The sequence below is a fragment of the Fibrobacter sp. UWB15 genome (assembly GCF_900177705.1).
Taxonomy (GTDB): Bacteria; Fibrobacterota; Fibrobacteria; order Fibrobacterales; family Fibrobacteraceae; genus Fibrobacter.
Genome location: NZ_FXBA01000001.1, coordinates 185,495 through 205,686 on the forward strand (window position 1 = coordinate 185,495; position 20,192 = coordinate 205,686).

General features: G+C 50.5%; 19 protein-coding genes. 7 read left to right on the forward strand and 12 right to left on the reverse strand.

The window, feature by feature from the left end; all coding sequences use genetic code 11:
* Window position 1: 1 nt before the first annotated feature.
* Window positions 2-1,717, reverse strand: coding sequence for an MATE family efflux transporter (locus tag B9Y58_RS00785; RefSeq protein WP_085534733.1), 1,716 nt, complete (start codon window positions 1,715-1,717; stop codon window positions 2-4).
* Window positions 1,718-1,747: 30 nt separating this feature from the next.
* Window positions 1,748-2,941, reverse strand: coding sequence for a class I SAM-dependent rRNA methyltransferase (locus B9Y58_RS00790; protein ID WP_085534734.1), 1,194 nt, complete (start codon window positions 2,939-2,941; stop codon window positions 1,748-1,750).
* A 100-nt stretch (window positions 2,942-3,041) separates the two neighbouring features.
* Between B9Y58_RS00790 and B9Y58_RS00795 the strand changes: the two genes are divergently transcribed.
* Window positions 3,042-3,476 carry a VanZ family protein gene (locus B9Y58_RS00795; protein WP_073053448.1) on the forward strand — a complete coding sequence of 145 codons (435 nt, stop codon included), beginning with the start codon at window positions 3,042-3,044 and terminating at the stop codon, window positions 3,474-3,476.
* Between the two features lie 112 nt (window positions 3,477-3,588).
* Here B9Y58_RS00795 and murB read toward each other — a convergent pair whose 3' ends face one another.
* The gene (gene murB / locus B9Y58_RS00800; RefSeq protein ID WP_073053449.1) at window positions 3,589-4,527 is read right to left on the reverse strand and encodes a UDP-N-acetylmuramate dehydrogenase; all 939 of its coding nucleotides are present in this window, start codon (window positions 4,525-4,527) and stop codon (window positions 3,589-3,591) included.
* Window positions 4,528-4,574: 47 nt separating this feature from the next.
* Here murB and B9Y58_RS00805 point away from each other — a divergent pair, with 47 nt between their 5' ends.
* The 3 genes from B9Y58_RS00805 to B9Y58_RS00815 are packed head-to-tail and all read left to right on the forward strand — an operon-like array spanning window position 4,575 to window position 8,053.
* Window positions 4,575-5,696: a CHC2 zinc finger domain-containing protein gene (locus B9Y58_RS00805; RefSeq protein ID WP_073053451.1), complete on the forward strand. Its 1,122-nt coding sequence runs from the start codon at window positions 4,575-4,577 to the stop codon at window positions 5,694-5,696.
* Window positions 5,696-6,733 carry a monofunctional biosynthetic peptidoglycan transglycosylase gene (gene mtgA, locus B9Y58_RS00810; RefSeq protein WP_073053453.1) on the forward strand — a complete coding sequence of 346 codons (1,038 nt, stop codon included), beginning with the start codon at window positions 5,696-5,698 and terminating at the stop codon, window positions 6,731-6,733. The genes B9Y58_RS00805 and mtgA overlap by 1 nt, the downstream gene beginning before the upstream one ends.
* A gap of 48 nt (window positions 6,734-6,781) precedes the next feature.
* Window positions 6,782-8,053 carry an argininosuccinate synthase gene (locus B9Y58_RS00815; protein ID WP_073053455.1) on the forward strand — a complete coding sequence of 424 codons (1,272 nt, stop codon included), beginning with the start codon at window positions 6,782-6,784 and terminating at the stop codon, window positions 8,051-8,053.
* A gap of 103 nt (window positions 8,054-8,156) precedes the next feature.
* On the opposite strand, the gene B9Y58_RS00820 is transcribed toward B9Y58_RS00815, so the two are convergent.
* From B9Y58_RS00820 to B9Y58_RS00840, 5 genes are all read right to left on the reverse strand, one after another.
* Window positions 8,157-8,387 carry a hypothetical protein gene (locus B9Y58_RS00820; protein ID WP_073053457.1) on the reverse strand — a complete coding sequence of 77 codons (231 nt, stop codon included), beginning with the start codon at window positions 8,385-8,387 and terminating at the stop codon, window positions 8,157-8,159.
* Between the two features lie 2 nt (window positions 8,388-8,389).
* Window positions 8,390-9,265, reverse strand: coding sequence for a DUF2589 domain-containing protein (locus B9Y58_RS00825; protein WP_073053459.1), 876 nt, complete (start codon window positions 9,263-9,265; stop codon window positions 8,390-8,392).
* An 11-nt stretch (window positions 9,266-9,276) separates the two neighbouring features.
* A complete protein-coding gene (locus B9Y58_RS00830) occupies window positions 9,277-10,005 on the reverse strand; it encodes a hypothetical protein (protein ID WP_073053461.1) in 729 nt (242 codons plus the stop codon).
* Between the two features lie 71 nt (window positions 10,006-10,076).
* Complete coding sequence (locus tag B9Y58_RS00835) at window positions 10,077-11,039, reverse strand: DUF2589 domain-containing protein (RefSeq protein WP_073053462.1); 963 nt, start codon at window positions 11,037-11,039, stop codon at window positions 10,077-10,079.
* A gap of 284 nt (window positions 11,040-11,323) precedes the next feature.
* Window positions 11,324-11,824, reverse strand: a complete 501-nt coding sequence (locus B9Y58_RS00840; RefSeq protein ID WP_073053464.1) for a hypothetical protein — start codon at window positions 11,822-11,824, stop codon at window positions 11,324-11,326.
* Window positions 11,825-11,938: 114 nt separating this feature from the next.
* Here B9Y58_RS00840 and B9Y58_RS00845 point away from each other — a divergent pair, with 114 nt between their 5' ends.
* Window positions 11,939-12,811, forward strand: coding sequence for a DUF3078 domain-containing protein (locus B9Y58_RS00845; RefSeq protein WP_073053465.1), 873 nt, complete (start codon window positions 11,939-11,941; stop codon window positions 12,809-12,811).
* A 147-nt stretch (window positions 12,812-12,958) separates the two neighbouring features.
* On the opposite strand, the gene rdgB is transcribed toward B9Y58_RS00845, so the two are convergent.
* A complete protein-coding gene (gene rdgB, locus B9Y58_RS00850; RefSeq protein WP_073053467.1) occupies window positions 12,959-13,582 on the reverse strand; it encodes an RdgB/HAM1 family non-canonical purine NTP pyrophosphatase in 624 nt (207 codons plus the stop codon).
* A 56-nt stretch (window positions 13,583-13,638) separates the two neighbouring features.
* Complete coding sequence (locus B9Y58_RS00855) at window positions 13,639-13,830, reverse strand: TM2 domain-containing protein (protein WP_073053469.1); 192 nt, start codon at window positions 13,828-13,830, stop codon at window positions 13,639-13,641.
* An 83-nt stretch (window positions 13,831-13,913) separates the two neighbouring features.
* On the opposite strand from B9Y58_RS00855, the gene B9Y58_RS00860 reads away from it, so the two are divergent.
* Window positions 13,914-14,558, forward strand: a complete 645-nt coding sequence (locus tag B9Y58_RS00860) for an ABC transporter permease (protein WP_073053471.1) — start codon at window positions 13,914-13,916, stop codon at window positions 14,556-14,558.
* Window positions 14,559-14,778: 220 nt separating this feature from the next.
* Complete coding sequence (locus B9Y58_RS00865) at window positions 14,779-16,560, forward strand: pectate lyase family protein (RefSeq protein ID WP_233247792.1); 1,782 nt, start codon at window positions 14,779-14,781, stop codon at window positions 16,558-16,560.
* Between the two features lie 102 nt (window positions 16,561-16,662).
* Here the strand turns inward: B9Y58_RS00865 and speA are convergent, their stop codons facing one another.
* Together speA and B9Y58_RS00875 are read right to left on the reverse strand one after the other, a co-directional pair.
* Entirely contained in the window at window positions 16,663-18,561 is a 1,899-nt protein-coding gene (gene speA, locus B9Y58_RS00870; RefSeq protein ID WP_073053473.1) for a biosynthetic arginine decarboxylase, read from the reverse strand.
* Between the two features lie 92 nt (window positions 18,562-18,653).
* Window positions 18,654-19,928, reverse strand: a complete 1,275-nt coding sequence (locus B9Y58_RS00875) for a saccharopine dehydrogenase family protein (RefSeq protein WP_073054682.1) — start codon at window positions 19,926-19,928, stop codon at window positions 18,654-18,656.
* Window positions 19,929-20,192: the final 264 nt, after the last annotated feature.

Sequence of the window (20,192 nt, forward strand, 5' to 3'; positions counted from 1 at the left end):
ATTACTTTTCAAAGTGGAATACGTGGCGGTTGTAGTTCGACGTTAGCAGATATTGCTTTTCGCGCTGCACCGTCATGAACATATTCACGAAATACATTCTAAGGCCTGTCACGGATTGTTCGAGATCTGTGAGGTCCATAATTTTTCCATCGTCTTTGATGACGACAAAGAAATCGTCCTTCTTCATTTTGATGGAAACTTCCAAGAAGACCTTTTTCCCCTTGTTGCTTTCGAAAATAGTCATTCCGAGTTCTTCGATGAGTAACATCGCCTTGAGTTTGCTTTTGTTGCTTACGAAGCGATGATCCATGAGCTTGCCAAAGTTGTCAAGATAATGGATTAAGTTTTCGGGAGTGAGGTCGATATCGTGTGTGTACCAGTAGTTTTCTTTGGAGAAATGCTCTAGGAGCAGCGGAAAGTGTTCCTTGCCATAAAAAAGTAGCTGGCAAGTTACTCCTGCACTGAATGCTATAAAGGGTGCAATTCCAAAGCCTAGCCATACATATTCGTGCCCGATAAAGACGTTCATGGCAATAACGCTAACCAACGGGCATGCGAATGAAACAAGGAAAATGAACAGGAATGAAAGGAACGGCTTTTCGTGAACGTGGAATGCCGCGTAGATTTTTACCAATGCGAGTGGCAAAATCCCGATGCCACAGGCGCGGATGGCGAATGCGGCTTCGATAGCGGTTTCTTCGGTTTCAAAGCTGAAAATCTTCGTGAGTAAGGGCGCGAAAAAGAGAAGAAATGCCGTGGTAAGCAAACTTAACTTGAAAATAGTCCAATTGACAAAGCGCATGGTTTGCACGATGCCTTTATTGTTTTCTTCGCCGCGGTAAATGTTGATGAGTGGCTCGGCGGCCATCCATATGCCGTTGAATATGACGCTCAATTCAATGATTTCGTAAACGATAGAAAGAATTGCGAATTTGGTGCCTCCAATGGAACTTGCAAAATACATGTTCATGACGCCTGCAAAAAAAGCGAAGAACAGGAATTCACAAGCTTCGGCCATACTAAAGCGAATGACCGAGGCTATATCGCGTATGTTGAAATGCCAAATGAAACGCAGAGAATTGTGCTTTCTGGCAAAGTGCGTGCTGAGAACGATGGTGCTGAGAATGACCGAAATGACGGTGCCGAACGCGATGCCGGACATGCCCCAATAATGACAGCATATACAAGATAAAATGGCGTTGCCTATGAGTAAAGCTACGTACGATGCGTTGCATGTTTTAGTGTCGCCGTCCACATACACCATTTCTTGCAAGGTGTTGTTCAGGGGAATCAAGAAGGCGAGTCCCAGGAACCATCCGTAGAATTCGTTGACGAATTGCATTAGTTCGGGAGCTACATTCATGTAGCTGAACAAGAGGCGCTTGCCTATGGCAAATGCGATGACCAGCAAAATGCCGATGGTAACCGAAAGAATAATGCTCTGTCCAAAGAATCGGTCCGCCTTGTTTTTGTTCATGCGTCCGAGCTCAATGGAGTAGCAGACGAGGCTCCCGACCATGACGATCGAACTGGCGAATAGAATGACCGAAAAGAGAGGGGTAAAGAACGAAATGGCGGCAAGCGCGTTTTCGCCCAGCATTCGGGCGGCAACAATTTTGTCGATAAAGAGGTTTATGAATTCTGCGCAGACAGAAAGCGATGCTGTAAGAAGCATGGACTTGAATCGTCTACCGCAAAATGTCTGGTTAATGCGCATAACGAATTCAATATAACAAGATTTTCGAGGCTATACAACCTGCACCAGGAGTCCTTTCAGGTACTGACCTTCGGGGAAAGCCGTATTCACGGGGTGGTCGGCGGGTTGGCCGAAGCGTTCAATGATTTGAACGCGCCGCTTGGCATCGGCGGCGGCATCCGCGATAATCTTCTGGAACAAGTCCATTTCCATAAGGCCCGAGCAGCTAAACGTCGCGAGCATGCCGCCTTCGGCCAAGAGCTTCATGGCGAGCAGGTTGATGTCCTTGTAGCCGCGGGCGCCCTTCTGCAGGTTGTCTTTGCTTTCCACGAACTTGGGCGGGTCGAGTACGATGAGGTCGAATGTTTCGGCCTTGTCGCGGCACTTGCGCAGGTACTGGAACACGTCGGCTTCCACATGAGTTGCGTGGGCGGTGCTGAGTTTGTTACGCATGATGCCTTCCTTGGCGAGCTTGAGCGCGTCCTTGGAAACATCCACCTGATAAACTTTTTCGCAACCGCCGCGGAGAGCGTAGAGCCCAAAGCCGCCGGTATAGCAGAAGCAGTTCAGAACCTTCTTGCCCTTGGAAAGTTCGCCAATGCGGCGACGAGCGTCGCGCTGGTCCAGGTAGTAACCAGTCTTGTGACCGTTCTTCACGTCGATGGGGAAAAGGATTCCGTTTTCGTTGATGATGATCGGTTCATCGCTCACTTCGCCATATACGCAACCGGTGCGCAGCTGCAGGCCTTCTTTCTTGCGAACGTCGGAATCGCAGCGTTCGTAGATGCCGCGGCAGTGCGTCTTTTCGGCGAGCAGTTCGTAAATCGTTTCGCGATGGATTTCGGCGCCGGCGGCCAAGATTTCGACAGAATAGATGTCGGCATACTTGTCGATGATGCAGCCCGGGATGCCGTCGTTTTCGGCGTTGATCAGGCGGAATGCCGATTCCTTGTCTTCGATATCGAAGCCGCGGCTCTTGCGGGCGGCTATGGCGCGGTCAAGCAAGTCGCTAAAGAATTCGCGGTCAATGTTAGCCTTTTCGCCGAACGTCCAAAAACGCCCACGGATCTGGGACTTGGGCGAGTATGCCGCAAGACCCAGAAAATCGCTCTTGTAGCTGTAAACTTCAACGGTGTCGCCAAGTTCCGGGTCGCCGATAACTTCGTCAACGGCTCCGCTAAAAATCCAAGGGTGGTAACGCAATGCGGACTTTTCGCGTCCGGCTTTCAAGGTAATCGCTTTCATGGATTCAAATTTAGAAATAATATAGACTTTTGAAGATGCTCTCTTTTTCTATCTTTGGGCCCATACCTCAAAGCGCCAAAGGCGCGACCTCATACCTAAGATGTTTGAATCGCTATTTGACAAGTACCCCTTCTTTAGAGCCGTGCCTTGCGTACTCTGCATGGCAATCATTTTTAAGATTTCTTCGCTGACTAATGAACAGCTTGAAGATTTTCCGCATGTTTGGGACAAACTGGCTCACTTTTGCGAATATGCGACTCTTGCCGGTTGTTACGCCATGCTCTGGACCCGTAACGAATGGTCCAAACGTCAGTGGCTGCGCGTGCTGATTGTGGGCGTACTTGCTCTCGCTTACGGTTGCACCGACGAATACCACCAGAGCTTTGTCGAAGGCCGTGACAGTAGCGTGCTCGATTTGGTGGCCGACTTGACAGGTGGCCTCACGGGCGGTATTGTTTACGCCATCGTTACGCGAATCTTGAATCGCTACGACCCCGTGCCTGAAAAAGAGTTGGAAGTAGACAGTAGACGGTAGACAGTAGGCTGTAGGAAGTTGATAGTGATTCGTGGTTAGGGATGTGAAATGTGAGGTGAGTAATGAGGTCGTTCATTCCACATCTCTCATTGTATCGCACTCCACATTAGTTCTAAAATTTTCCTAACAGGATTATTTCTCTCTTCAGTTGAATGCCGAATTTCTCGGCGACTTTTTGCTGAACAAATTCGCTTAACTGCTTGATGTCGGCGGCGGTAGCGCCGCCTGCGTTTACGATGAAGTTTGCGTGCACGGTGCTGACTTCGGCGCCACCGATGCGGTAACCCTTGAGGCCAGCTTGTTCAATGTAAAAGCCCGGCGCGATTTGTTGCGGCATGTCGGCGCTGCCGTGTTCGAGGCGCTTGAAGGTGGAGCCTGCGTTCGGCATGTTCAACGGCTGGCTTGCCTTGCGCTTGGCCATGCATTCGGCGAGTTCCGCTTCGAGGTCGTCGGCAGTCTTGCCTTCTGCGCTTGCGGCGGGCAGCTGGAATGTGGCCGATAAAATTGTTTCAAATGGATTGTTTCGGCTTTCAGCCTCGCGATGACGTAGCGAAAAAATACTTTGTCTATACCCGAAGGCGCAGTCGGCGTTAGAAATTTCGCGAATGCTTCCGTCGCTATCAAGTATGGTGACTTGTGTGCAGCAGGTTCCGATTTCTTGGCCGTAGGCGCCCGCATTCATGTAAATCGCGCCACCCAAGGTGCCAGGGATTCCTGCAAGTTTGTGAATGCCTGCAAAACCTTGCTTGAGTGCGCTGCGGGCAAACCTGCCGAGCGGGGTAGCCGCTCCGACTTTAAAAGCGCCGTTTCCTAAATCTTCGATGGCAGAAAATTCTCCGGCGAGTGTGATGACAACGCCGTCAAAACCCTTGTCTGAGACAAGCAGATTCGTTCCATTACCCAAAATAAAGGAGGGAAGTCCCTTTTCGCGGGCAAGCGCGACAGCGCCCTGAATGTCGTTTATGCATTCCGCCTTCACGTAATAGCGAGCGGCCCCACCCACCTTAAAAGAGGTGTGCTTGCACATCGGTTCGTTTTCAAGAATTTGCATAGTGATAATATAGCCAATTCTCTCCGATTTTCTATAATTCACCGAACATGACCAACGAAGAACTGAAACAATTCAAGTCGGCGATTTCGATTACCGCCGTCGCGCAGAGCCTAGGAGTAGAAGTATCCCATGGCAAATGCCGTTGTTTCTTTCCGCAGCGTCATTCGCATGGCGACCGAACGCCTTCGGTATCCATTTCCGAAGAACGTGGAACGTTCCGTTGCTGGGTTTGCGACGATGTCCGCGGCGACGTGATTTCGTTGGTGCAGGTTGTAAAGGATTGCAGTTTTACCGAGGCGCTCAACTGGCTTATGGAGCAATACCCGTTCCTGGTGCCTGCTTCTGCCCGTAAAGAAATGGCGAAGATTGCGGAACGTGCCGCTAGCGCCGCTGCGCGTCCGCATGCGCCGGGTCCGGCTACGGTTCGTGTACCCGAAATGGCTCCGCCCGAACCTGAAGAGCCGCCTCTCGTTTCCGAAGACGACCGCAAGAAAATCATCCTTTCGTTCCTCAAGCGTTTAAGCCCTGTCGACAATACGCCTGCAGGTAAGTGGCTCGCTCGCCGTCGCATCTACAAGCCCGTGTGGGACAAGATGCTTTTGCGCACCATTAGCAACTACGAAGAGGTGAACAACAGCCTCAAGGCGGACTTTGGCGAAGAGGTGCTGAAGTACGTGGGTCTCTTTAACGACAAAGGGCATTTGCGTTACTACAAGCACCCGCTGATTTTTCCGTATCTGGACCCGCAACGCAGGGCGTTCTATTTCCAGTCGCGTGCGATTGACAATACGGTAGTCCCCAAGGAACTCAACCTGCGCGGCACGGTGCCGTACCCCTACAATATGGTGGCGCTGGACCAAAAGCCGGGCTGGGTCTACCTGTGCGAAGGTGTTGTGGATACGCTCACTTTTTTAGGACAAAAGATTAACGCGGTCGGAATTCCGGGTGTCCGCAGCTTCAAAGTGGAGTGGTTGAATCTTTTTAGAAACAAAAATGTGGTACTTTGTCTGGATCACGATGAAGCGGGCCGCTCTGGTATGGAATATATCGGTAACTTGTTCACACAAGCGGGCATTCATAATGTAATTTTAGGCGAAGGAATGGAAAACTTGCCCACGGCCATGAAAGAAGGTGAAGACATCAATGATTGGTTCGGAGGAAAGAAGTAATGGATAAAGTGAAACTGTATTTTGGTAAGGTCAAGGACTTTTTTAAGTGGTTTACGAGTACCACGTTCGCCCGTGTGGCAGGTGTTATACTCAAGTGGCTTTACCGCACTATCAATTTCATAATCCGCCAGGCCTTGTTGATCCTGATTATCTATTCTGCTATTTTCTCGGTGGCGGCCTCTTACGCCTTGTACCGCGCCTTTATTTACGGCTATGACATTTACGACGGTGTGGCGCAACTGAAAGATACTCAGCCCGAAATGAGCAAGTACATGGAAGCTTTGCGCGATTCCAACCCGAATATCGAAATCAAGCATACTTACGTGCCGCTCGATTCCATCAGTCCGTACCTGCGTAAGGCAGTCATTGCAAGCGAAGATGCTGGCTTCTACTTCCACCCGGGATTTGATATTCGTGCCATTGCCGAAGCCTTGAATGCAAACCAGATGGCGGGCAAAACCAAGTTCGGAGGTTCTACGATTACGCAGCAGCTCGCGAAGAACCTCTTCTTGAGCGGGGAACGCTCTTTCAATCGCAAGTTCAAGGAACTCGCCTACGCCCTGTTGATGGAACATGAACTCGGCAAGGACCGCATTCTGGAACTGTACTTGAATTACGCCCAGTGGGGCAAGGATATCTTTGGCTGCCAGGAAGCCTGCCGCACCTATTACAAGAAGAGCTGCGCCAAGCTCAGCGTAGACCAGGCGATCAACTTGGCCGCCATGCTCGCAAGCCCGGGCAAGCACCACCCGCACATGCGCGAAAGCCAGTTCATGGCCAAGCGCCGCGCCGTGATTTACCAGAACATGTTCCCCAAGAAGGACAGCGTGCTGGTGGATTCTCTGCGGCAGCTGATGGCCCCACCGCCGAAGGACAGCTCTGCCAAGGGTGCTGCGAAGGCATCGGAAAAATCTATGGAAAAGTCCCCGGCTAAAAACGTGGACAAAAAGCCCGAAAAGGCTTCGGAGAAAAATCCGTCGAAGACTTCTGAAAAGTCGACGAAGGCTCCTGCGAAAGCCTCTACCAAAAAGAAATAAAAGTTTCTATATTTTACTCGTCTAAAATTTTCTTAAAGGACGCTAAAAATGGCTAAGAAAGAATCCAAGAAGAAGGTTGTCCTCGCTTATAGCGGTGGACTCGATACTTCCATCATCATCCCCTGGCTCAAGGAAAACTACGACTGCGAAGTGATCGCTTTCGCCGCCGACCTCGGTCAGAACGACTTCCCGGACGCTAAGGCCCTCGAAGACAAGGCTTTGAAGACTGGCGCATCCAAGTGCTACGTTCTCGACCTCAAGAAGGAATTCCTCGAAGACTACGTTTGGCCGACCGTTCGCGCCGGTGCCAAGTACGAAGGAACCTACCTCCTGGGTACCTCTTTCGCCCGTCCGCTCATCGCCAAGTACCAGGTGAAGATTGCTGAAAAGGAAGGCGCCTACGCTGTTGCTCACGGTGCTACCGGTAAGGGTAACGACCAGGTCCGTTTCGAACTGACCTACGCCGCCTTGAACCCGAAGCTCGAAGTCATTGCTCCGTGGAAGGACCCGAAGTGGACGTTCCACAGCCGCGAAGACGCTATCGACTACGCTGCCGCTCACAAGATTCCGCTCAACGGCATCAGCAAGAAGAAGATTTACTCCGAAGACGGTAACCTGTGGCACCTCTCTCACGAAGGTGGCGTCCTGGAATTCCCGGAACAGGAACACAAGTACGAATTCCTCAAGCACACCAACACGTATGAAAAGGCCCCGAACAAGGCTGACCACGTGACGATTACTTTCGATAAGGGTAATCCGGTGGCTATCGACGGCAAGAAGATGGGCGCTGTGGAACTCCTCGAATACCTGAACAAGATTGGCGGCAAGAATGCTTGCGGTCTCCTGGACATCGTCGAAAACCGCCTCGTTGGCCTCAAGAGCCGCGGCGTGTACGAAACTCCGGGTGGCACGCTCCTGTACAAGGCTCACGAATGCCTTGAACAGCTCGTGCTCGACAAGGAAACTTTGTTCGAAGCCCAGAAGATGTCCATGACGTACGCGAACCTCGTGTACAATGGCCAGTGGTTCACTCCGCTCCGCCAGGCTATGGACGCCTTCTTCGCCGAAGTCAACAAGGTTGTTACCGGTGACGTGACCCTCAAACTCTACAAGGGCAACATCATTCCGGCCGGCATCAAGAGCCCCTACAGCCTCTACGACATGGGCCTCGGTGGCTTCACCGACGTCGATATGTACGACCAGAAGGACGCAACGGGCTTCATCCGCTGTTACGGTCTGCCGCTCAAGACGCGCGCCCTGTTGCTCGGCAACAAGACGAACGTGGACTTCGGCAAGCCGGTTGTGCTCCCGAAGAAGTAATCAGATTTCGGCGCTTGCGCCGAATTCAGATTTTGAATAAGAAGATCCGCCGGCGATTGCCGGTGGATCTCTTTTTTTTTGCCTAAGTTAGGTTTGATAATGTTTAGAGACTTTGGTGCTTGAGGCGGTTGACCTCGGTGGTGGCGACGTCAAGATCATGCAGCTTGTTGATGATACCAGCGCATTTCCTTTTGTCCATCCTGAAATCGGTTCCGCAAATGGGACACTTTGTCGAGGAGTTGGCCAAGAAATCGTGTAGAGAAAGCTTGATGATTCCTTTTTTGCAAACGGGGCAAAGTATGCCTGTGGGGGAGTTGTACGTTTTTTCTTCCATAATTATTTCTCGTAGAAGTAGATGTCAACAGAGCATGTGGCTCCGTTGCTATGAGTGAACGTGACCTTCTGGGACATGCCGACTTTGACCTGCCCATGATTTTTGATGCTTGCGACCCACGGAATGGTACCTTGGCTGTTTGTAACCATGGCAAGGCCGTTGCCCCAGTGTTTCTTTTCGCTAGAAAGGGACAGCTCGGTAGATTCATCATAGTAAACAGTGACTAGTTCGTTTGCGATAGGTCGGTTCGTTAACGGATCCTTTAAGGTAATTGCGGATTCAGCGCCCTTTCCGATTTCTACCTTGACTGTGTTTTCACGCGGGATAATCTGTTCCAAGGGTATGTTCTGTGTGTTGGTGCCCATTAAGGCCAGCAGATTGCTCAATCCGGCAGGCATGTCGGATTGCACCACTTTTACTTTGACGTAAATGTTTGCGTCTAGGTGGGGGCTGCTTTCGTTGCTTTTTTTGTTCTTGTCGGTTTGCGCAGCAAGCGTTGCGATGATTTTTTTCGTTTCAACGACCGGTCTTGAATCGGTCAACTTTGTTTTGTTGTCGTTCTCGGTATCTATCACGCGAACGGCAAAGTCAAAATCCGCTTGGTCAACATGCAAAAGGGGCAGGGGAATCATCGACAGAGTCGGAAGCGTCATCACCTTCGTGATGGGTTCCCCGTTTGCACCGACTTGATTGTAACGGAATGAGGTCTTTTTCAAGTTTCCGACATCGGTGGTGTCGTTGTCGATTTGATCTTTTTCGTTAGTAAAGCCGTATTCATTAATGAAATCGGCCGTCCTTTTCGCCGCCATGAAATCCGCAGAGATAATGGCGTTGATCGGAGTGAAAAATATGTTTTCAAGAGTTGATGTTTGTGACATGTATGCTCCTTTTAGTCAACGGGAACGAATTCACCGGTGTCGCCTTCAATCCAACGGTAGTTTTGCATTTTCGTTGTAATGTGTAAAGTCTGAATCGCCTCTTCAGGCATGTCTGCAAGGGCGTTAGCGTCGATAATGACGTCGAGATCGCCAATGTCCTCTGATGCAGAAACGGTGAAGACTCTTTGTCTTGCGTTAGCAATCAGATCCGTCAATGCCTTTTTTTCGGCTGTAGCGACTTCGTTGTTTTCTGAGAGCGACTCGTTAATGGTCTTTAATACCGCTGTTGTTGTGTCGTTTGCAGACTTTTGATTTTTACCAGAAGTATAAAGTGTGTCTTGAATTCTGCTAATCAGGATTTCTTTCTTGGTGCTATCGGCAAGAATTTCTTTGGCATTCCTGGACAGATTCGGTTCAAGTTTGGCGTAGAGATTTTCAGCGACGGTTCGGTTGGCTGTACGGTTCAGCACTTTGGGCGTGAATTTCGCTTCTTTGGCCAATGTTGCATCGTTTGACTCTGTGAGGCTTTTCTTTAGCATCACCGGGTTAGAATAGCTGTTAATGGCATAACGCAAAGTGATGTCCACTTCTGACATGACGGCGTTTGGAAGCTGCAGGTACTTGAGAGTGTTGTCGGTTCTGTACTGCTCGGCAAGTTGGCTAGTGGTAAGATTGCTTTTGTGCTGAGCACTGTCAAGCGAATCGAGAATAGATGCGATAACTGAATTTAACTTAGGCATAGTTTTTTTTAAGATGCTCCCGGACTGGATTTTACTCCAGTCCGGGAAATGTTTATGAAGTTAGGTTAGCGTTAGGCTTGGGGATTGTTTTCGATGGCCTTGACTTCGTTGATGAGAATTTCTCCCTTAACTTCCTGCTTGTTGTTGATCTTGGCAGAGAGTTCCAAGGTCATCGGCGGCAGCGGCTTGCCGTCTTCGATGGAGAAGTACAGTGTCGTGTTGCCGTTGGGGAGAGTGATATTGGTGCCAGCTGCGACAGGCTTTCTAATGTGATCGTAGGTGACCACAAGGTTGTCGAAGCTATCGCCAGTTGCGGTAACCGGCTTGATAGAGAGCGATGCGTTCTTGGCAAGCAAGCCGCTGGCATTCGTAACCGAGATGGTACAGGACTGTTCTTCGCCCGGAATCGGAGTAATTTCGCTCTTTTCAACATCGATCTTGCCGTCGATACCGGCGTCACCCATAGCAGACATAGTGAGAATGTTCAGAACCGTGGCAAGACCGGCCGGAACGTCAGCCTGCTTTGCGTGAACGTGAACATCCTGCGTGTATTCTACGGAGTAGCGGGATTCAGACGTTGCCTTGGAATCCTTTTTGCTGGAGTAGTTGGCCTTTGCGGTAATAGAAAGGCTGAACGGACCCCAACCAAGCTTTGCCTTGGCTTCGCCGCCGACATCGAGAGCGGTAGATTCGGAATTCTCGGTGCAAGACGAAGATGAGGCGTTGATGGATGCCTTGAAATCGATGCTGATATCATCAATCACAATCATAGGGATCGGAACGATCGTCAGAATAGGAACGATCATGGTGGTGAGATTACCGTCTTTCTGGTAGGTGAACGTCACGTTGACGGCTTCCTTGTGGCCATCAGAAGTGGTGTTCAAGCCGACTTGCTGGATGAACTCCCAAGAGGACTTTGCTGCCATTGCCTGCGCGGAAATCGCGGCCTGCAACGGTCCGCCAATAAGGGCGCTGTAATCAATACCGTTCAACATGTTCTGTGCAACGGTTCCTGCTGTTGTATCTATTGCCATATAAGTCTCCTTTTTAGACTGGTTTAAAGTAGGCTTTTTGTAATTTATAAATAATTTTCATAATTTGTCATATTATAAAAATAACGTATTTGTAAGTAATATTTAGAACAAAGTTGCAAGTGTGATTACAGATGTTTTAACAATGTATTACTTTGTATATAAAAGTGTTATTTGTTTGTAAAAATATTTTTCCTTGTTTTGTCCAAGTTTTTTACAAAAAAATCCCCGGTTTTATCCGGGGTGATTTTAAATGTAATGCGTTGTAATTACAATGATTTTTGTTTTTAGAATTCAAACATGTATCCAGCGCCCCACAGGAGCTTCTTGGTGTCATGTTCAATGAATTTCTTCGTGGGAATGCTAATTTGTGTGTAAAATCCGTACAGGTGAGACCAGAGCTCTATAGAGATATCTCCGATTTCTTTGTAGTTGTAGGGGTATAGTGTAGGGCCGTTAGCCTTGTTGATTTCCTTGTGCATTTCGTTGGAAGCTCTAGCGTATTCGTATCCGCCGCTAAGGCCTGCGTCAAGGTGAAAGGGGTTGCCGTAAAAGAAGGTCCAGAGCAGGCTTCCCCGAATGCCACACCAAAAGTCGTTTTTATTGTGGATGTAGCCCATTCCCTGTGCGCGGAATATGACTTCTTTATAGCCGATACCGGCGACGGCAACAATCGGGGTCTGGTTTCTTATTCCCAGGCCGGCGTTAAAACGCCAGTTGTCTGCGTGGCTAAAAACGGCCAAAAAAAGAACGAATAGGAGCGTACAAAAAAAACGAGGGCGAAACATAGTTCAAATATAGCCAAAAGTTATCCATATACTCGCAAAAACCTGTTTTTATTCCTATATTGTTTTGCATATAACTCGGCTCGCTGTAGCACGGGCCACAAAAAAGGAATCAATATGAAGATGAAATCAATTATCAAGGCTTGCGCATTCGCTTGCGCTTTTGTCGCTCCTGCAATGGCAGAAGGAGGCATGTTCGAAGGAGCTCTTCCGGAAAACTGGACTGCCGACGTTGTCGCAGCTGTTCGCTATAACTGGTACAACTTCAGCAATTGGCAGAAGGATGGTACCTCGAACTACACTTGGCTCGTAACTTACGATGCCGATGTTCAGGGTAAGTGGAAGGTCGCCAACTGGCGTAACCTCATCGATATTGACCTCGGTCAGACTTGGACTAAGGGCGTGGGTAAGCGCAAGTCCAACGACCGCCTGTTCTGGGAATCGATGCTCGACTTCAACATGACCGAAGTCCTGAAGCCCTACATCGGTAACCGCTTCGAAACCCAGTTCATGAAGGGTTATGAATACAGCGAAGACGAAGATGGCAACGAAGTCAGAACCGCCATTTCCAGTTTCATGGATCCGGCTTACGAAACTCAGCTTGCCGGTCTTGCTTACGTTCCGAACGAAAACTTCTCTCAGCGCATTGGCTTTGCTAACCGTATGACCATTTCTAACGGTTACGGCTACGCCGACGACAAGGATACCGAAAAGTTCGAAAAGTTCCGTGACGAACCCGGTCTTGAATCTATCACTGAAGCTAAGTACGCCTTCTCTGACATCGTGAGCTTCAAGACCCGTCTGTGGGCCTTCTGCAACTTCGAAGGTGTCGAAAAGATCGACGGCCTTTGGGAAAACTTGCTCTCTGTGATGATTGCACCGCTCGTTGAACTCCAGCTTGGCTTCGATATGGCCTACGACTGGGATCTCGACGAAGACACGCAGTACAAGAGCATGGTGCTCTTCGGCTTGACCTGGCGCTGGTTCTAACTAATGAGACTGGGCTGGCTGCAAATAAGTCGGTACTTACCATTGGCCAGCCCTCTCGCGTCTTTTATGTCATCCCCGCGTAGGCGGGGATCTCCTATGAAAAAATCCTCGGCTTGAACCGAGGATTTTTTTATTCAATATTTTGTTTTATTTCTCTAGATCCGCTTTCATGGCGCGGATGGCGTTGCCGCGGTGGCTGATGCCTTTCTTTTCTGCAAGTTCCATCTGCGCGAAAGTGCGGTCGAATCCGTCGGGAACGAATAGCGGGTCGTAGCCGAATCCCATGTCGCCTGCGGGGGCGAAGTTGATTTGCCCGCGGCACTCGCCTTCATAAATTTTCGGTTCGCTCACAGTCCACTTGCCGTCGACTTCGCCGACTTTCTGGTAAGAAAGTGCACAGAAGTAGCGGGCGGTGCGGTCCTTGACGCCTTCGAGCTTTTGCATGAGTTTGTCGTTGTTCGCCTGGTCGTTGCCATGGTAGCCGCAGTAGCGGGCGCTGTAAATGCCAGGTTCGCCGTTCAAAGCGAATACTTCCAAGCCGGAATCGTCGGCAAGAACGCTTGCCTCAATCTTCTTTTCGCAGAGCCACTTGGCTACGGTGCTGGACTTGATGATGGCGTTAGCTTCAAAGGAATCTCCGTCTTCAACAATGTCCCCTTCAAAGCCGATGTCCTTGAGGGTCTTGAATTCCTTGTTCTCGGTTCCAAGGATGTGCGCAAAATCCCTAATCTTTCCAGGATTTCCCGTCGCGATAACAAACAAATGTTTCATCTTAAAAGATCTCTCGTCTTTCGTCTGTAGGCTCATTGAGCCGTTCTTTTGTCTAATTAGTAGTGTTCCGGTTTCATCACGATAAGAATCGCGTCGACAACGACGCCTACGCCACAAAGGCCGCCGGTGCAAAGCCAAAGGATTCCGGTCCAAATTTTGCCTTCGTAAAAGCGGTGCAGTCCCAGATAGCCGAGCAAAATGCAAAGGGCGAGGGCAATCCACTTGTTATGTTCACCTTGTGCGGGCATAAGACCTCTTTTTGTTTTTGTGCGACCCAAATATAGAAAAAGCGGACTCCTGATTTTTCTAAATTTAGGGGAGGATAATTGTTATGCTTCACGTTTTCAAACACGAGCTTCGACTGATTTTTAGGGATCCGCGCTTCTGGATTCCATTTATTATTCCGCCGGTGATTTTGGCGGCTAGCCAGGGTATTGCCGTGTCGCGTTACGGAGGCCAGATTATGCAGGGAATGGAAGGCTATATGATGCTCTTGCTCGGTTGCCTCATGGCGCCTATGGGTTCGCCCCTTGCAGGCGATACTTTTGCGGGCGAACGCGAGCGCAATTCGCTTGAACTCTTGCAGCTTGCACCGATTGCTCCGGCAAAGCTCTTCTGGGGAAAACTTTTGGCGATTCTTCCGTTCCCGGTTGTGTTTGCGTTGCTTGCGCAGCTCGGTTATTGGGTGTCGCATCCCGAAATTTCGACGATGTTTGCGGTGGCGTCCGTTCTTGGGGCGCTTTCGGCGGTGCTTCTCACGACTTCTTTTGCGTTAATGGTTTCGCTCCGCGTACGTACGGTTCGGGCGGCAACGCATATTACTTTGTTCCTGATTGTTCCGCTGCTCCTTTTGGTGCAGCTCGGTCATGAAGCCTTTTTAAGCGGATTACTTGTTCCGCTGGCAACGCTTGCCGTATCTATTTTGTTGACGGTCGTGGTGGTTTATTTGAGTATGCGTAAGTTTGTGAGCCTTTAATTCGCAATCTGCCGATTTTGGCCTAAAAACGTTATTTTTCCTCAATATGAGTTCAAAACGCCTTTCCGGGGCGTTTTTTTGTCTGTTGATTTCCTTAAAAATTAAATGTAAAAAATATTTTTGAGAACATAAAATTATGCAAAACCTATTGACTCTGACGAAAAATAAATGTATTTTGAGAAATAAAGTGAGAACATTTTATTAAAAAAGGATGGTTGTTATGGGAATCAGTTTGGTTTCGTTCAAAAATATGGCGACAGGTGTCGCTACGGCTCTTGCAACATCGCTCGCGATGGGTGCGGTTGCGTTACCTTCTGCATTCGCAGCCTCCTCGCCGGATTTTCCGATGGCGGGGTTTGCTACGCAGAACGGTGGTACTACCGGCGGCAAGGGCTATTCCGAGGTCACGGTAAACAACGTGAACGACCTCAAGACCCATGCCAAGGCTGGCAACAAGATTATCTACGTGAAGCCGGGGACGTACATGGGCCCGATCGAGGTTGGTAGCAACGTGACGATTTACGGTTACCAGGGCGCCATCATCGCGCAGCCCAGCTCGGGTAGCGCCATGAAGCTGAGCGGCTCGAAGAACGTCATCATCCGCAACCTGAAATTCAAGGGCGTGGGCGCGCATGACGATGATGACGAGGATTGCCTGCAGGTGAATCACGAGTCGAAGAACGTGTGGATTGACCACGTGGATGTTTACGATGGTCACGACGGCAACCTGGACATTACCAATGCCTCGGACTACGTGACGATTTCGTGGACCAAGTTCAGCTACACTTCGGCATCGACCGGCCACCAGTTCAGCAACCTGATTGGCAACAGCAAGACAAAGACGAGCGATCGCGGACATTTGAACGTGACGATTCATCATACGTGGTGGGCGGATGGCGTGGTCGAACGCATGCCGCGCGTGCGTTTTGGTAAGGTGCATGTGGCGAACAACCTCTTCGACAGCAAGAATGCGAGCTACTGCGTACGTGCTGCTGTCGAGGCTAACATCCGTATCGAGAAAAATGTGTTTATCGGTGTGCAGAAGGCTCTTGACCTCTACACGAGCGACGGTACCATTACGGCGGCCCAGATGATTGGTAATTACGAAGAAAACGTGAAGAAGCCGCAGTCGGGAACAGGTACCGCGTTTACGCCGCCTTATTCCATGAGTCTCACCGACGTAAGCACGCAGGCCAAGGCTTATGCATTGCGCGATTCTATTAAGATGTATGCGGGTGCTACTCTTCCTGATCCGGGGACTTCGGGCACGGTGACTCCGGCAAGTTCGAGCTCGGCCAAGTCGAGCAGCAGCGTTGCGTCTAGCTCCAGCATGAAGGTTTCGTCAAGTTCTGTTACTTCCAGTTCCAGTAGTGTCGTTGTCTCGGGCGAAGCTAGCCTCACCAAGCACGGGTCGGGGAGTGCAACTCAAGAGGTCGCCCAAGGTGCCGCCATCGTGGAATTCTACTACACGATTGACGGTGCTAGCGGAGCAACGGTAACAGGACTTCCGCAAGGTGTGACGGGTACGCTCAAGGGTCTTGACTATTACATCTCGGGTACGGTTGCCTCTACGGTAACTCCGGGTGCGTACAAATTCACCGTGACTACGACGGGAGCCGAAAAGAATGTGACCAAGGGCGGGACGATTACTGTTACCGGTACGGGAACTTCTGCTCCGACGTCTAGTTCGGGTGTTGCGGAGTCAAGCTCCTCGCAAACGGAAGAACCGAAGTCTAGTTCCTCTGAAACGGTCGTAAGTTCCAGCTCTGAAACGAGTACCGCCATCATGTCGAACGTGCAGACTCCGCGCTTCAATGTCTCTGTCGAAGGTAGAACCTTGTCGGTGCAAGGGGCCGCTCACATGGCGTACCTCCTTGATGCTCAGGGCAAGCTTATTGCGAAAGTGCTCCCCTCGGGAAACGTTTGCTCCATCGCTGTACCTCGCGCCGGTTCCTACCTCTTGCGGGTTGGCAACGAAATGCGCCGCGTTACCGTTCGATAATTGCAGTACGATAATAGCTCCTTAGCAAGGATTCCGGACATTGTCCGGAAATGAAAAATGCCGGATTTGTCATCCGGCATTTTGCTTTAAGAATGTTTTCGCTTATTCCAGATACGTGTATCCGTATAGGCCGCTGCGGTAAATGTTCAGGAATTCCTTGCCTTCTTGTAGGCTGATCTTTCCTTCCTTCACGGAGCGGGATACCCAGTTTTCCATGGTGCGCACGAGCGCCTTGTCGCTGAAGTTCACGTAGTCGAGTACGTCTTCAACGGATTCACCGTCAATCACCTTGTCGATTTCGTAACCGCCCTTGTCATTGCAGACGATGTGGACGGCGTTCGTGTCGCCAAAGAGGTTATGCAAGTCACCGAGGATTTCCTGGTAAGCGCCTACGAGGTAGACTGCAATGTAGTACGGCTCATTGTTTTTGAGTTCATGAAGCGGAAGAGTACGGCTCACGTCGCCACCGCGAACGAACATGTCAATTTTACCATCGGAGTCGCATGTGACATCCTGCAGCGTTGTCTCTACAGTCGGTTCTTCGTTCAAGCGCTGGATCGGCATAAGCGGGAAAACCTGGTCCACGCCCCAGCTGTCCGGCAGGCTCTGGAACAAACTGAAGTTGCAGAAATACTTCTGGGCCAAGAGGCGCGGAAGTTCGCTGAGTTCATAAGGCGGATGGCGCAAATCTTTCGCGAGCAGATCCACCTTGCGCACGATGCTCCAGAACAGGCGTTCGCACATGGCGCGGGTGGGCAAGTCGTAATCGCCGACCTTGAAACCGTTGAGCACGTCATCGTTCAGCTGAATGGCGTCGTGCCAGCTTTCGAGCAGATTCTTCGGGGTGAGCCCCTTGTAAATGCCGTAAAGGTCTTTCAGCGCGTCGGGTGCGTTGTCATCGATTTCGTGGATATTCTCGTCGAAGAATGCCTGACCGGCTGTTTCAAGCACGTTGAATACCAGAATGGAATGGTGGGCCGCAAGTGCTCGACCTGATTCTGCGATGATGTTCGGGTGCTCCACTCCGCCGTTTTCGCAAGCTTCGAACATGGCGTACACCACGTCGTTAGCGTATTCCTGGATGGAGTAGTTCACCGAGCTTGCGTTAGAACTGCGGGTGCCGTCGTAATCGACTCCGAGACCGCCGCCTACGTCCACGAATTCAAGGCCCATGCCCATCTTCTTAATTTGCACGTAGAACTGCGAAACTTCGCGAAGACCGCTCTTGATATGGCGGATGTTGGTAATCTGGCTCCCCAAGTGGAAGTGGATGAGCTTCATGCAGTCTTCCATCTTCTCTTCCTTGATGTAGTCCAGGGCTTCCAACAGTTCAGAACTGTTCAGACCGAATTTGCTGTGGTATCCGCCAGATTCTTCCCACTTGCCGCTGCCGGAACTTGCCAGCTTGATGCGGATGCCGATGTTCGGGCGCACGCCGATGCGACGGGAAAGCTTCACCACCAGGTGAAGTTCGTTCATTTTTTCGACGACGACGAAAATCTTTTTGCCCATTTTCTGAGCAAGGAGCGCAAGCTCAATAAAGTCTTCGTCCTTGTATCCGTTACAAATAATCAGCGAATCCGGATTGTCCATGTTCGCGAGTACTGCGTGCAGTTCCGGCTTGGAACCCGCCTCGAGACCGATATTGTACTTCTTGCCGTGGCTGACGATTTCTTCCAAGACGGCACGCTGCTGGTTCACCTTGATCGGAAAAATGCTGTAGTAGCTCCCGTTGAAACCATATTCCTGGCGGGACTTGTTGAAGCACTCGTTGATCTTCTCGATGCGGCTGTCCAGGATATCCGGGAAGCGAAGCAGCATCGGGGTGGAGACGTCGCGGAGCGAAAGTTCCTGCACGAGTTCGTACAAGTCAATATCCGGACCGCCTTCCTTGAGCGGATGAACCGTCGCGTGGCCCTTCTCGTTGATGTCGAAGAAGTTCACGCCCCAACCCTTGACGTTGTACAAGTCGCGGGAATCGTCAATGCGCCATTTTTTCATGAATGATCCTTCGGATCAGTAGACAGTAGACGGTAGGCAGTAGACAGTTTCACCTGCGTTATTCCTGTCTACTTCTAACTTCCTACTTCCTACTAATCAACAAGCACCGGGTTAAAGTTTTCCTTCCACGGGAGGCCGTACTTGGTGAGGGCTTCCATGAACGGATCCGGGTCGAATTCTTCCACGGTATGCACGCCCGGCTTGTTCCACTTGCCGGTGAGCACCATCATGGCGCCGCACATAGCCGGAACGCCAGTCGTGTAGGCGATAGCCTGGCTGCCGAGTTCCTTGTAGCATTCCTGGTGGTCGCAGACGTTGTACAGGTAGTACGTCTTGTCCTTGCCGTCCTTCTTGCCCTTGAAAATGCAACCGATGTTGGTCTTACCGACGGTGCGGGGGCCGAGGCTTGCCGGATCCGGGAGCAGTGCCTTGAGGAACTGGATAGGCACGATGTCCTGACCCTGGAACTTGATGGGCTGTGTGCTGAGCATGCCCACGTCTTCGAGGCAGCGCATGTGGTCCAGATAGCTCTGGCCAAACGTCATGAAGAAGCGGATGCGCTTGATACCCGGGATGTTCTGGGCGAGGGATTCGATTTCTTCGTGGTGCAAGAGGTACATGTCCTTCTTGCCCACTTCGTCAAACACGTATTCGCGCTTGATGCTCATGGCCGGGATTTCAACCCAGTGGCCCTTGCCGTTAGCGTCGGTGTCCCAGTAGCTGCCCGGAGCGGACACTTCGCGGAGGTTGATTTCCGGGTTGAAGTTCGTCGCGAACTTGTAGCCGTGATCGCCGCCATTGCAGTCGAGAATATCGATTTCTTCGATGGTATCGAACTGGTGCTTCAAGGCATAGGCGCAGTAGGCCTGGGAAACACCCGGGTCAAAGCCCGAACCGAGCAGAGCCGTGAGGCCAGCCTTTTCAAACTTTTCTTTATAAGCCCACTGCCAGCTGTAGTCGAAGTAGGCGCTGAAACCCTGTTCCTTCACGCGCTTGTCGTAGACCTTGCGCCACTCAGGATCGTCGATGTTTTCGGGTTCGTAGTTAGCCGTGTCCATGTAGTTCACGCCGCATTCCAGACAGGCGTCCATAATGGCCAAGTCCTGGTAGGGGAGAGCGATGTTCATCACCAGGTCCGGCTTGTATTCCTTGATCAGAGCAGAGACATTTTCGGCCTTGTCGGCGTCAACGGCTGCAGTCGTAATGACCGTCTTTGTGTTCGGGCGGAGTTCCTGGGCCAGCTTTTCGCAGTTTTCGCGATGGCGGCTTGCGATACAGATTTCGCTAAAAACTTCGCTGCAGGTGCAGCACTTCTTGATAGCAACTGTGGCAACGGCGCCACAACCGATAATCAATGCTCTTGCCATTTTTTGTTTGTTCCTCATTTGTTGAGAGTTAATCCATCGGGATGGCGATCCCGGTAGAGAATGTTGATATGACAAATGTAGTAAATGGCGAGCGCTGCAAAAATGAGCTTGCCTTGCAGGACCATTTTTGAGCCAGGCAAAAAAGAATTCTCTTTGAAAAATCACCAAATTGTATTTAAACGAAATTTTTTTTATTATATTTGGCTTGCACGGAGCTTTAGCTCAATTGGTTAGAGCAGCGGACTATCAACCCAGCCCCGAAAA

Bases quoted from the DNA above. Each gene is read 5' to 3' on its own strand.
- B9Y58_RS00785 (WP_085534733.1), bottom strand. From the start codon at position 1,717: ATGCGCATTAACCAGACATTTTGCGGTAGACGATTCAAGTCCATGCTT.
- B9Y58_RS00790 (WP_085534734.1), bottom strand. From the start codon at position 2,941: ATGAAAGCGATTACCTTGAAAGCCGGACGCGAAAAGTCCGCATTGCGT.
- B9Y58_RS00795 (WP_073053448.1), top strand. From the start codon at position 3,042: ATGTTTGAATCGCTATTTGACAAGTACCCCTTCTTTAGAGCCGTGCCT.
- murB (WP_073053449.1), bottom strand. From the start codon at position 4,527: ATGCAAATTCTTGAAAACGAACCGATGTGCAAGCACACCTCTTTTAAG.
- B9Y58_RS00805 (WP_073053451.1), top strand. From the start codon at position 4,575: ATGACCAACGAAGAACTGAAACAATTCAAGTCGGCGATTTCGATTACC.
- mtgA (WP_073053453.1), top strand. From the start codon at position 5,696: ATGGATAAAGTGAAACTGTATTTTGGTAAGGTCAAGGACTTTTTTAAG.
- B9Y58_RS00815 (WP_073053455.1), top strand. From the start codon at position 6,782: ATGGCTAAGAAAGAATCCAAGAAGAAGGTTGTCCTCGCTTATAGCGGT.
- B9Y58_RS00820 (WP_073053457.1), bottom strand. From the start codon at position 8,387: ATGGAAGAAAAAACGTACAACTCCCCCACAGGCATACTTTGCCCCGTT.
- B9Y58_RS00825 (WP_073053459.1), bottom strand. From the start codon at position 9,265: ATGTCACAAACATCAACTCTTGAAAACATATTTTTCACTCCGATCAAC.
- B9Y58_RS00830 (WP_073053461.1), bottom strand. From the start codon at position 10,005: ATGCCTAAGTTAAATTCAGTTATCGCATCTATTCTCGATTCGCTTGAC.
- B9Y58_RS00835 (WP_073053462.1), bottom strand. From the start codon at position 11,039: ATGGCAATAGATACAACAGCAGGAACCGTTGCACAGAACATGTTGAAC.
- B9Y58_RS00840 (WP_073053464.1), bottom strand. From the start codon at position 11,824: ATGTTTCGCCCTCGTTTTTTTTGTACGCTCCTATTCGTTCTTTTTTTG.
- B9Y58_RS00845 (WP_073053465.1), top strand. From the start codon at position 11,939: ATGAAGATGAAATCAATTATCAAGGCTTGCGCATTCGCTTGCGCTTTT.
- rdgB (WP_073053467.1), bottom strand. From the start codon at position 13,582: ATGAAACATTTGTTTGTTATCGCGACGGGAAATCCTGGAAAGATTAGG.
- B9Y58_RS00855 (WP_073053469.1), bottom strand. From the start codon at position 13,830: ATGCCCGCACAAGGTGAACATAACAAGTGGATTGCCCTCGCCCTTTGC.
- B9Y58_RS00860 (WP_073053471.1), top strand. From the start codon at position 13,914: ATGCTTCACGTTTTCAAACACGAGCTTCGACTGATTTTTAGGGATCCG.
- B9Y58_RS00865 (WP_233247792.1), top strand. From the start codon at position 14,779: ATGGGAATCAGTTTGGTTTCGTTCAAAAATATGGCGACAGGTGTCGCT.
- speA (WP_073053473.1), bottom strand. From the start codon at position 18,561: ATGAAAAAATGGCGCATTGACGATTCCCGCGACTTGTACAACGTCAAG.
- B9Y58_RS00875 (WP_073054682.1), bottom strand. From the start codon at position 19,928: ATGGCAAGAGCATTGATTATCGGTTGTGGCGCCGTTGCCACAGTTGCT.